At 68.0% G+C, this 12,038-nt stretch carries 7 protein-coding genes; 2 read left to right on the top strand and 5 right to left on the bottom strand.

The window, feature by feature from the left end; genetic code table 11:
- Window positions 1–311: 311 nt before the first annotated feature.
- Entirely contained in the window at window positions 312–4,196 is a 3,885-nt protein-coding gene (gene purL / locus AC5P60_RS10545) for a phosphoribosylformylglycinamidine synthase (protein ID WP_483693470.1), read from the bottom strand.
- Window positions 4,197–5,025: 829 nt separating this feature from the next.
- Here purL and AC5P60_RS10540 point away from each other — a divergent pair.
- Window positions 5,026–7,125, top strand: coding sequence for a glycosyl hydrolase family 18 protein (locus AC5P60_RS10540; protein ID WP_033834375.1), 2,100 nt, complete (start codon window positions 5,026–5,028; stop codon window positions 7,123–7,125).
- Between the two features lie 58 nt (window positions 7,126–7,183).
- Here the strand turns inward: AC5P60_RS10540 and AC5P60_RS10535 are convergent, their stop codons facing one another.
- On the bottom strand, window positions 7,184–7,966 hold the full coding sequence (locus AC5P60_RS10535) for a DsbC family protein (RefSeq protein WP_005408019.1): 783 nt from the start codon (window positions 7,964–7,966) through the stop codon (window positions 7,184–7,186).
- Window positions 7,967–8,066: 100 nt separating this feature from the next.
- Window positions 8,067–9,044 (bottom strand): site-specific tyrosine recombinase XerD, encoded by a 978-nt coding sequence (gene xerD / locus AC5P60_RS10530; protein ID WP_049453430.1) that lies wholly within the window; start codon window positions 9,042–9,044, stop codon window positions 8,067–8,069.
- Window positions 9,045–9,100: 56 nt separating this feature from the next.
- Here xerD and AC5P60_RS10525 point away from each other — a divergent pair, with 56 nt between their 5' ends.
- Window positions 9,101–9,592 carry an RDD family protein gene (locus AC5P60_RS10525; RefSeq protein WP_033834373.1) on the top strand — a complete coding sequence of 164 codons (492 nt, stop codon included), beginning with the start codon at window positions 9,101–9,103 and terminating at the stop codon, window positions 9,590–9,592.
- A gap of 189 nt (window positions 9,593–9,781) precedes the next feature.
- Here AC5P60_RS10525 and lptG read toward each other — a convergent pair whose 3' ends face one another.
- A complete protein-coding gene (lptG, locus tag AC5P60_RS10520; protein WP_033834372.1) occupies window positions 9,782–10,888 on the bottom strand; it encodes an LPS export ABC transporter permease LptG in 1,107 nt (368 codons plus the stop codon).
- The gene (gene lptF, locus AC5P60_RS10515; RefSeq protein WP_005408014.1) at window positions 10,885–11,967 is read right to left on the bottom strand and encodes an LPS export ABC transporter permease LptF; all 1,083 of its coding nucleotides are present in this window, start codon (window positions 11,965–11,967) and stop codon (window positions 10,885–10,887) included. Before lptF ends, lptG begins: the two co-directional genes overlap by 4 nt.
- Between the last annotated feature and the right edge of the window lie 71 nt (window positions 11,968–12,038).

The raw sequence follows: 12,038 nt of genomic DNA, 5'->3' as shown, positions 1-12,038 counted from the left end.
CAGAAAACCGAGCGCGTGCGCCAACCGGTTACTGCGAAATGAATGATTCTGAAACGGGGTTCAAGTGTTAACGGCAACTTTGCAGATCGTCAAGACTTTGACACGACAAATCCTATTGCCGTGAAGCAGTTCACTCTTTTCCCTGTTTATGAAAGGATTTTGTTAGCGACGCGTGACGCAACCCTGTAGCCTGAAAATCCATGTAACTCGCGGGTACATCAGGATTTTCACACGCGCAAAGAAAAAACCCGCCGATCAACGGCGGGTTTTTCCATACGCGACGGCATTGATGCCTGCGCGGTGTGGTGCGATCAGCCGCACCACACCCGCGCGTTGCGGAACATGCGCATCCACGGCGAATCACCCTGCCACTCCGCCGGGGCCCAGCTCATGTTGAGCGCGCGCGGGGTGCGTTCCGGGTGCGGCATCATGATGGTCACGCGGCCGTCGCTGCTGGTCAGGCCGGTGATGCCGTCCGGCGAACCGTTCGGATTCAGCGGGTACTGGCTGGCCACGTTGCCGTGGCCATCGATGTAGCGCAGCGAAACACGGGCCGCGGCCTGGTCGACCGCGTTGTCGAACACCGCCTGGCCTTCGCCATGCGCCACTGCCACCTGCAGGCGCGAACCGGCCATGCCACGCAGCAGGATCGACGGAGATTCCACCACTTCCAGCAGCGCGGTACGGGCTTCGAACTGCTCGCTGGCATTGCGGCGGAACTGCGGCCAGTGTTCGGCACCGGGAATGATGTCCTTCAGCTGGCTCATCATCTGGCAGCCGTTGCACACGCCCAGGGCGAAGCTGTCCTCGCGCGCGAAGAACGCGGCGAAGGCATCACGCAGCGCGCTGCGCTCCAGGATCGAGGTGGCCCAGCCACGGCCAGCGCCAAGCACGTCGCCGTAACTGAAGCCGCCGCAGGCGACCAGGCCGGTGAAGTCCTGCAGGGCGACGCGGCCTTCGATCAGGTCGCTCATGTGCACATCGAAGGGCCGGAAGCCGGCACGTTCGAAGATGTTCGCCATTTCGATCTGGCCGTTGACGCCCTGCTCGCGCAGCACGGCCACGCGCGGACGCGCACCGGTGCTGATGAACGGGGCGGCCACGTCTTCATTGATGTCGAAGCTGAGCTTGGGCTTCAGGCCCGGTGCGTTGAAGGCACGGGCGATCTCACGCTCGGCGTCGGCGTTGGCCGGGTTGTCGCGGCGCTTCTGCATCGCGTGGGTGACCGACCACCATGCGTCGAACAGCGACTCCCAGCGCCATTCAGCCAGGTTCTCGCCAGCCAGCGACACACGCACCACCGGTGCGGTGGTCGGCTTGGCGATGCGCTGCGCGCACTCGGTCAGTGCATGGCGCTCGACCAGGTCGGCGAACGCTGCGCGGTCTTCGCGTGCGATCTGCACCACCGCGCCCAGCTCTTCGTTGAACAGGCTGCGGAATGGATCGTCGCCCCAGGCATCGAGGGTGATGTCCAGCCCCAGGCGCGACGTGAAGGCCATTTCGCACAGCGCGGCGAAGGCACCGCCGTCGCTGCGGTCGTGGTAGGCCAGCAGCAGGCCGGCCTGGCGCGCATCGCGGATCAGCTCGAAGAAGCCACGCAGGCGCTGCGGGTCGTCCAGATCCGGGGCAGCGCCGGCGAACGCCGGCAGGTCACCGTGGTCGGCATGCACCTGGGCCAGGATGGAACCGCCCAGGCGCTGCTTGCCGGCGCCAAGGCCAATCAGCCACAGCTCGCTTTCCACGTCGCGGTCGAGCAGCGGGGTCAGCTGCTGGCGCACATCGGCGACCGGTGCGAACGCAGAGATCACCAGCGACACCGGCGACACGCTCTTGTGCGCTTGGCCCTGGTCGTGCCACTGCGCCTGCATCGACAGCGAGTCCTTGCCCACCGGAATGCTGATGTCCAGCTGCGGGCACAGTTCCATGCCCACGGCCTTCACCGCGTCGTACAGCAGCGCGTCTTCGCCGGGGGGGCCGGCCGCGGCCATCCAGTTCGCCGACAGTTTGATCTCATCCAGCGCATCGACCGGGGCCGCGCACAGGTTGGTCAACGCTTCGCCCACGGCCATACGTGCCGAAGCCGCCGCATCGAGCAGGGCCAGCGGGGTGCGCTCGCCGATCGACATCGCCTCGCCGGCCACGCCGTCGAAGTCGGCCACGGTGATGGCCACATCGGCCACCGGCAGCTGCCACGGGCCAACCATCTGTTCGCGTGCGGTCAGACCACCGACGCTGCGGTCACCGATGGTGACCAGGAAGTTCTTCGAGGCCACCGTCGGGTGCGCAAGCACGCGCAGGCCCGCTTCCTGCAGGTCCAGGCCCGCGGTCTTCAGCGCCGGCCAGCGCGGTGCCGGCGGGTGTGCGGTATCGCGGTGCATCTTCGGCGGCTTGCCGAACAGCACGTCCATCGGCAGGTCGATCGGCGCATCGGCCGGGGTGTGGCCCGGCACGGCGCCATAGGCCACCACCAGGTGTTCCTCGGCGGTGGCCACGCCGACCGCAGCGAACGGGCAGCGCTCGCGGGCGCACAGCGCGGCGAACTCGGCCAGGCGCTCCTGGGCGACGCCGAGCACGTAGCGTTCCTGCGATTCGTTGCACCACAGCTGCATCGGCGACAGCGACGGATCATCGGTGGGCACCTTGCCCAGATCGATCACGCCACCGACCTTGGAGTCGTGCAGCAGCTCGGGGATGGCATTGGACAGGCCACCGGCACCGACGTCGTGGAAGAACTTGATCGGGTTGTTGCTGCCCATCGCCACGCAGCGGTCGATGACCTCCTGGCAGCGGCGCTCCATCTCCGGGTTGTCGCGCTGCACGCTGGCGAAATCCAGGTCCTCGGCGCTTTCGCCGGAGGCCACCGAACTGGCGGCACCGCCACCCAGGCCGATCAGCATTGCCGGGCCACCGAGCACGATGACCGCATCACCCGCCTGCAGCTGGATCTTGTCGACCTGGATACGGTCGATGGCGCCGAGGCCGCCGGCCAGCATGATCGGCTTGTCGTAGGCGCGCACCAGGTCGGCGCCTTCAGGCAGCTCGAAGCTGCGGAAGTAGCCGAGCAGGTTCGGGCGGCCGAACTCGTTGTTGAACGCGGCGCCACCGAGCGGACCATCGGTCATGATTTCCAGCGCGGGCGCCATGCGCGGGTTCAGCGCGCGCGGCGCTTCCCACGGCTGCGGCAGCTCGGGAATGCGCAGGTGCGAGACCGAGAAACCGGTCAGGCCGGCCTTCGGCTTGCCGCCGCGGCCGGTCGCGCCTTCGTCGCGGATTTCACCACCGGCGCCGGTCGAGGCGCCCGGGAACGGTGCGATGGCGGTCGGGTGGTTGTGGGTCTCCACCTTGATCTGGAACGCGCTGGGCACCTGCGGTTCACGACGGTACTCGCCGCTGGCCGGATCCGGGCGGTAGCGCGACGCCGGATGGCCTTCGATCACCGCGGCGTTGTCGCTGTACGCGCTGAGCGTGTGCTGCGGGGTCTGCTGGTGGGTGTTCTTGATCATCCGGAACAGCGAGCGGTCCTGCTCCTGGCCGTCGATGGTCCAGCTGGCGTTGAAGATCTTGTGGCGGCAGTGCTCGGAATTGGCCTGCGCGAACATCATCAGTTCGACGTCCGACGGCGAGCGGCCCAGCGCGGTGAAGCGTTCGCGCAGGTAATCGATCTCGTCCTGGGCCATGGCCAGTCCGAGGCGCTCGTTGGCGGCCTCCAGCTGGTCCACCGGCACGCGTTCCAGTTCGCCGCGGGCGGGCGCCGAGAACAGCGCCTGGCCCTGCTTCACGGTCTCCAGCACTGACTGCGTCATCGGGTCGTGCAGTGCCTTGACCAGCGCCTGCTGCACGTCGGCATCGGCCGGCCAGCCCTGCACGTCGATGCGCAGGCCCCGCTCGACCCGGCTTACCGGCTGGCCGGCACCGCGCACCAGTTCGGTGGCCTTGCTCGACCACGGCGACAGCGTACCCAGGCGCGGCACCACGATGCGGCTGACCGCGCCGTCGGCCACGGCTTCTGCCTGCGGCGCAGCTTCGAGGATGCGGCACAGGGTGGCGAGGTCGGGAGCGGCGCTGCCTTCGGGCTGCACGAAGTAGACGTGCCAGGCACCGCTGATGCGCAGGGAGGGAGCGATGGACTGCAGGCGGGATTCAAGACGTTCGCGGCGGAACGGCGACAGGGCGGGCGCGCCCTCGAGGACCATCATGTCCGGGGAACCGTGGTTGGGAAACGGGCCCGACATTGTACCGGAAGCGGGGGAAGGGCTTTGGCCGGGCGGCGCCCGGCACCCGCCGAGGCCAGGGCAACAGCAACAGCAACGGCCAAAGCAAAAGCGGGGTTCCCGTGGGATGGCGGGGTGGGTCCGGTGGCGGGGGACGCCGTAAACCCGCCCCTGGGGGCTTGGCCGCGGCATCCATGCCGCGGACTGATCTGGCCGCCCGCCACCGGACCCACCCCGCCTCCGACAGATTTCCGCGATCTGCGGTAGATCCACGCCATGCGTGGATGCTCCCCGGTAGTGCCGGCCGCTGGCCGGCAATAAGGGGACGTCGGAAGTCAGGCATTTAAGAGCGCAGCGACCGGCTTCTGCTTTTGATTTTTTGTTCTGCCTTTCGTGGCTGACTGCGCAGGAACCTGTCCGTGGCCGGGCGGGTGGGCTGCGCAGGGGCGTGAGCCGCATGGATGCGGCGACCGAGCTTACATGGACGTACTTGCAGCGTCCCCTGCGCAGCCCACCCGCCCGGCCAACCCCCAGAAATCCGCTGTAAGCGACCCACCCCAGCCACGAGGGGCTCCGCCGATGGCCGCCGACCGCGCGCAGCGCCGCTCTCCATCCGAATCCCGGAACCATGCGCTTGCTCACGGATTGACCACGCGATTGATGACAACGTTGTCCCCACCTGGCGCCGGACTCTCTCCCCGGCCTCCCAGGTACCTCCGTCCGGCCCCACCCGTCGCCTTCCCGGGCGACGCCCGGACCTGCGTCACGCGCGGCGCCATCGGGGCCCGCGCGCCCTTTGATCGGAGACTTACCCATGTACGACCCGATTGTGCGCAGTGCCGAACGTGCGACCCGAAACTGTCGTCCCCGCCGCCTGGCCTGGCTGCTTGCCGTGGCCGCCGGTGCCGCTGCCCTGCCCGGCCTGGCGCAGGCCGCCAGCTGTGCCGGCGTGGCCCAGTGGGACCAGGCCAAGATCTACCGGGCCGGCGATACCCTGCAGAAAGGAGGTGTCCTCTATCGGGCGAACCAGGACATCTGGAACGCACCGCCGGACCATCCGGCCGGTGCGCCCTACTACACCAACCTCGGCGCCTGTGATGGCGGCGGCGCCAACCAGCCGCCGGTGGTCAGCCTGACCTCGCCGGCCAACGGCGCCACCTTCAGCGCCGGCAGCACGGTCAACGTGACCGCCACCGCCAGTGATCCGGACGGCAGCGTCGCCAAGGTCGAGTTCTTCCGCGATGGCAGCACGCTGGGCGTGGCCACCAGTGCGCCGTATGCGGCCAGCTGGACCAATGCCAGCGCCGGCAGCCACACCCTGCGCGCGGTAGCCACCGACAACAACAACGCCACCAGCAGCACCGCGACCATCACCATCACCGTCAACGCCGCCGGTGGCGATACCACCGCACCGAGCGTGCCGGGCGGACTGGCGGTCGGCACGCGTACCGCTAACAGCATCGCGCTCAGCTGGAGCCCGTCCACCGACAACACCGGGGGCAGCGGCGTGGCCGGCTATGACGTGTACCGCAATGGCAGCCTGGTCGGTTCACCATCCAGTGCCAGCTACGTCGATGGCGGCCTGACTGCATCGACCACTTACCGCTACCGTGTGCGTGCCCGCGACAACGCCGGCAACGCGTCCGCGCAGGGCACCGAGATCAGCGCCACCACGCTGGCCGGCGACGGCGGCACCAACGGCAAGCGGGTCATCGGCTACTTCACCCAGTGGGGCATCTACGGCCGCAACTACCGGGTCAAGAACATCGACAGCAGCGGTTCGGCCGCGCGCCTGACCCACATCAACTACGCCTTCGGCAACGTGCGCAACAACCGCTGCGAAGTGGGCGTCACACAGCCATCGGATCCGAACAGCGGTGCCGGTGGTGATGCCTTCGCCGACTACACCAAGGCCTTCAGTGCCGCCGAGAGTGTCAGCGGCAGCGCCGATACCTGGGACCAGCCGCTGCGCGGCAACTGGAACCAGCTCAAGCAGCTCAAGGCCAAGTACCCCGGCATGAAGGTGCTGATCTCGCTGGGTGGCTGGACCTGGTCGCGCGGCTTCTCCAGCGCGGCGCGCCCGGAAAACCGCCAGGCCTTCGTCGCCTCGTGCATCGATGCCTACATCAAGGGCAACCTACCGGTAACCGACGGTGCCGGTGGTGCCGGTGCCGCGCTGGGCGTGTTCGACGGCATCGACATCGACTGGGAATACCCGGTTGCGTGCGGCATCGAATGCGGCAAGCCGGAAGACAACGCCAACTTCACCGCGCTGATGGCCGAGTTCCGCCGCCAGCTCGATGCAGTGCGTCCGGGCCTGCTGCTGACGGTGGCGGTGGGTGCCGGCATCGACAAGATCCGCGTCACCGACCCGGCCGCGTACCACCCGTACCTGGACTACATCAACGTGATGACCTACGACTTCCACGGCGCGTGGGATGCGAAGACCAATCACCAGTCGGCGCTGTTTGATTCGCCGAATGATCCGTCCACCGGCGACCAGAAGCTGTACAACAGCAACGACGCCATCGAGGCCTTCATCAGCCGTGGCGTGCCTGCCGCCAAGCTCAACCTGGGCATCGGCTACTACGGGCGTGGCTGGACCGGTGTGGCCAACGCCAACAACGGCCTGTACCAGACCGCGACCGGCGCTGCCCCGGGCACGTATGAAGCCGGCATCGAGGACTGGAAGGTGCTGAAGAACCTGGCGTGGCCGGGCTACACCGACAACACCGCCGGTGCCACCTGGATCTACAACGGCAGCACGCTGTGGAGCTTCGACACCCCGGCCAACATCACCCGCAAGATGGGTTACGTGAAGACCCAGGGCCTGGGCGGCGCGTTCGTCTGGGAGTTCAGTGGTGATGATGCGCAGGGCACGCTGACCAAGGCGGTCAGTGATGGCCTGAAGTAAGAAAAAAGCCGGGGATGCGACACGCATCCCCGGCTCTACAGGAAAAGGTCGGCGCCGATCAGCGCTTGGCCGACAGTTTTTCCAGCGCCGCGCGCAGCTGCGCCGGCGGCAGGTAGCCCCCCAGCTGGGTGCCGTCCGGCGCGAAGATCGCCGGCGTGCCGTTCACGCCCAGCTGCTGGCCCAGTGCGTACTGCATCGCCACCGGGTTGGTGCAGTTCTTTGCCGGCACGTTGCCACCGCGCTTGGCGTTGGTCAGTGCCTGGCGGCGATCGGCCGCACACCAGACCGAGATCATGTCGGTGTAGTCCTTGCTGCCGAGGCCCATGCGCGGGAATGCCAGATACTCGACGGAGATACCGTTGCGGTTGAGCTCGGCGATGTCCTGGTGCAGCTTGCGGCAATAGCCGCACTCGATGTCGGTGAACACGCTGATGGTGTACTTGGCATTCGGCGCGGCGAACACGATGCGGTCGCCATGGTTGGCCTTGGCCAGCAGATCGCGGCGGTAGCCGAGCAGGCCTTCGCTGTTGGCCGGGCCCTTGGCACGGGTGTCGTAAGGCTGCGACTGGAACAGGTAGCGACCGTCGTCGGACACGTACAGCAGCTGGCCGGAAACGACCACCTCGCGGAAGCCGGGGAACGGCGCGGCACCGATGTAGTCCACCTTGAAACCGGGGTTCAGGGCAGTCAACGCGGCGCGCACGGCCTGGTCGGCTGGCGCGTTGGCGGCCGGGCCGGGCTTGGCAGCAGCGGCAGGCGCCTTGGCGGCTGGCGGGGCCGGCTGGGCGCAGGCAGTCAGGCTGAGCGCACCGAACACGGCGGCGATGGCAAATCGGAGCATGGAGCAGTCCGCGACAGAAGAAGACCCCGGATTCTGACACAGCCACCGGCACCGGGCCGCGACGCCGCGCACCGCCCGGGGCCGGGGTTCAGGACACGGCTCAGCCGCGCGGATGATGCCGGGCGTGCAGTTTCTGCAGGTGCTCGCGCGCCACCAGGGTATAGATCTGGGTGGTCGACAACGAGCTGTGGCCAAGCAGCATCTGCAGCGCGCGCAGGTCGGCACCGCGGTTGAGCAGATGGGTGGCGAAGCTGTGGCGCAGGCCGTGCGGGCTGATCCGCGCCGGGTCGATGCCGGCCACCTGCGCGTGGCGCTTGACCAGGTGCCAGAACGCCTGCCGGGTCAGCGCATGCAGCATCGGCTCGACAAACAACGGGGTCTGCCCATCGGCCAGCGCCTGCACCTTGCCCTTGCCGACCAGCAGCGGGCGCGATGCCTGTAGATAGCGCTCCAGCCAGTGCTGCGATTCCTCACCCAGCGGCACCAGCCGTTCCTTGCTGCCCTTGCCGGTGACCCGCAGCACGCCCTGGCGCAGGTTGACCGCGGTGGCCGGCAGCAGCACCAGCTCGCTCACGCGCAGGCCGGCGGCGTACATCAACTCCAGCATGGCGCGGTCGCGCAGGCCCAGCGGGCTGTCGATATCCGGCGCTGCCAACAGCGCGTCGATCTGGCTTTCGGCCAGCGCCTTGGGCAGCAATCGTGGCAGCTTGGGCGGATCCAGCAGCGCGCTGGGGTCCTCGCCGCGCTCGCCACGGCGCACGCCATCGGCGAAGAACGCCCGCAGCGCCGACAGCAACCGCGCATTGCTGCGCGGCGACCAGCCATGACGGGTGCGCCAGGCCAGGTAGTCGAACAACCCCGGGCGCTCGATGCCGGCCAGGCCACCATCGCGCCCATCCATCCAGCGAGCCAGCCCTTCCAGGTCGCGCCGGTAGCTGTCGAGGGTGGCGCGGGCCAGACCGTTCTCGGCCCAGATCGCATCGAGGAAGCGCTGGATGCGCATGCTGTCGTCGGCGCGCAGTTCAGGCAGTTGCTGGACCAGCTGGCGGCGTTCGGCGGGGGTGGAAACAAGGGCCATGCGTGCAGGATACGAGGGCCACTGCGGATGCGGCCAGCATTGCGTATGCTCGGCGCATGTCCCGCCCCGCCATTGATACGGCCCCTGCGGCCACTACCGAGCTGCCCCGCCCGCGTGCATTGCTGCTGTGGCGCGTGCTGGCGATGGTCTACGACGCGCTGCCGGTGCTGGCGCTGTGGATGTTGGCCGGCACCCTGTTCACCCTTGCCTACACCTTCAGCGGCCACGCCCAGCGCGAGAACATCGCACCGTTCAGCGCCTGGCAGTGGCTGCTGTGGGCGGTGTGCTGGCTGGTCACGGGGTGGTATGCCACGGCCAGCTGGCGCCGCGGTGGGCAGACGCTGGGCATGCGGCCGTGGCGCTTGAAGCTGGAATCGAGTGATGGCGCGCCCCTGCGACGCACGCAGCTTTGGCTGCGCTTCGTGGTGGGCACGCTGTCGCTGCTGCTGGGCGGCCTGGGATTCTGGTGGGCATGGGCTGACCGCCAGCGGCTGACCTGGCACGACCGCGCCAGCGGCACCCGCCTGCTGCGCATGCCGAAGCGGTAACGCATCACCTTTCAATCCGATCCTGCGCGGCGCTTGTGTAGAGTCGAGCCGAAGCTCGGTTGGCGGGCGGTGCGCGCAAAGCAGCCGAGCGTGGGCTATGCCTGCCGTCCCGGCCGGCACCCTTCAGGCCGTCGCCAGCGACGTTGGCAGCGGCTCCTGCCGCTACCTTCGGCTCTACAACAACGATGATCAGCCCGACTTGCGCCGGAACAGCAATCCCGATATCGCCAGCATCACGATCGGCGGCAACGCATAGGCAATGCGGTAATCGAACTTCAACGCGCCGGCCATGCGACCGAAGAACAGCTGCAGCAGCCAGAAGCCCAGCGCGAACAGGATGCCGAGGAACAGGCGCTTGCCCATGCCACCACTGCGCAGCGAGCCGAACGCGAACGGCACCGCCGCCAGGCACAGCGCCAGCACGTTCACCGGGTAGAACCAGCGGCTCCAGTACACATCCTCGTAGTCGCGCGCATCCAGACCGTTGCGCTCGCGGTATTCGATGCTGGTGCGCAGTTCGGCCACGCTGAGGTTGCGCGGCTTGGCGATGCCGGTGGCCAGCGCGCCGGCGTCCAGCTTGGAGTTCCACGGCTCGCGCGCCACTTCCTCGCGCGTGGCCGAACGTTCAGCGAAGGTATCGCGGCGCACGCCGGTCAGCACCCAGCCGTCACGGTCATGCTCGGCCGTGTCCGCATGGGTCAGCGAGGCGATCCGACCATCCTCGGCGATGCGATACAGGCGCACGTCACGCAGGATCAGCCGCGTGCCCTTGTCGCCCACCAGCTGCTCTTCGCCACCGGCGGCGCTGAGGAAGGTATCGCCCTCGCGCGCCCACAGGCCGGAATAGCGGGTGGTGGAGATGTCCCGCCCCCATTTGGCACTGGACTTCAGCGCATCGGCACGGTCCTGGCCCCAGGGGCCCAGCGTCTCGGCGCTGAGCACCATCACTGCGGTAAGCAACGACAGGGCGATGGCCACCGATACGCTCAGGCGCTTGCGCGACAGGCCCAGCGCACGCAGCGCGGTCAGCTCGGAGGTCGCGGCCAGCTGGCCCAGGCCCATCAGCGCACCGATCACCGCAGCGGTGGGGAACATGGTGTAGGCACGGCGTGGCACCGTATACAGCACCCAGGCGGCCGCATGCCCCAGGGTGTAGCCGTTCTTGCCGATGTCCTTGAACTCGCCGGAAAACGCCATCACCACGTCCAGGCCCACCAGTACGGCCCAGGTCAGCAGCACCGTGGTGAACACCGACTGGCCGAGATACAGGTCGAAACGCATCGGGCGCAGTCTCATGCGCGGGCTCCCTTCGGGCGGCCCAGGCGGCCATCACGTGCATACATCCAGATCGCCAGCGCCAGCAGCGGCAGGGTCAGCCACCACAGGCCAAGCGCAGGCGGAATCTTGCCATTGGCGATCCAGCCACTGCCGATGAACATCAGGTTGGTGCCCACCATGTAGGCCATCAGCGCCAGCATCATCCGCCCGTAGCGCTGCTGGCGCGGCGAGCTGCGGCCCAGCGGCACGGTCAGCAGCGCAAACGCCAGCGCGATCAACGGCGGGGCAAGGCGGCGATGCAGCTGTGCCTGCGCCTCGGGCCGGTCATCGCCGAACAGCTGCGTGGTCGGCATCAGTTCCGGATCATCGCCGGTACGGGTCTGCGCACCGTCGGGCAGGGCCACATCGTTGCGGGCGAAGGTGGCCAGACGGTAATCCAGCCCCCCGGCCACCGGTCCTTCCACCTGGTGGCCATCATCCAGCTCCAGGAAGCGCTGGCGGGCGCCTTCGAAGAACATGCGCCCCCCTGCGGCGGACACCACTTCCAGACGATCGTCCTTCTGCCGCTGCAGGAAGACCCGGCCCAGCTGGGTACCATCGGGCGAGATCGAGGACAGGTAGACCACGCCACCATTGGGCAGCTGGGTGAAGCGGCCCGGCTCCAGGCCCGCCATCAGCACGCTTCGATTGGCCTCGATGATCATCTGCTCGGCCACCCGGCCGGCCCACGGGCCCAGCCACAAGGAGCAGGCGCCGACCAGCGCCACCACCGGCACCACCAGCATCAGCAGCGGCCGCAGCAGGCGTTTGGGGCCCACGCCAATGGCAGTGATGACGGCCATTTCCGAGTCGCGGTAGAGACGGGCCACCGCCAGCAGCAGGCCCAGCATCAACGCCAGCGGCAGGATCAGTGGCAGGTAGGCGATGAACTGCAGGCCCAGTTGGGAGAACAGCAGCTTGGCCGGCAGGCGCCCGTCGGCGATGTTGCCGAGGATGTCCACCAGCACGCCGCCCACGCTGACCACCAGCAGGACGATCAGGGTAGCCAGGAAACTCTGGACGAAATCGCCCAGCAGGTATCGGTCGAGCTTCAGCATGGGGCGGTGGTTTAAACTCTGGGGTTCGTTCGCGGTGCCGCCCAGTCTACTGTCTGGGCGTAAACGGCCTG

Source organism: Stenotrophomonas sp. YJH_SMC_120 (genome assembly GCF_059368675.1).
This window is presented reverse-complemented; position numbering and strand designations above follow the sequence as displayed.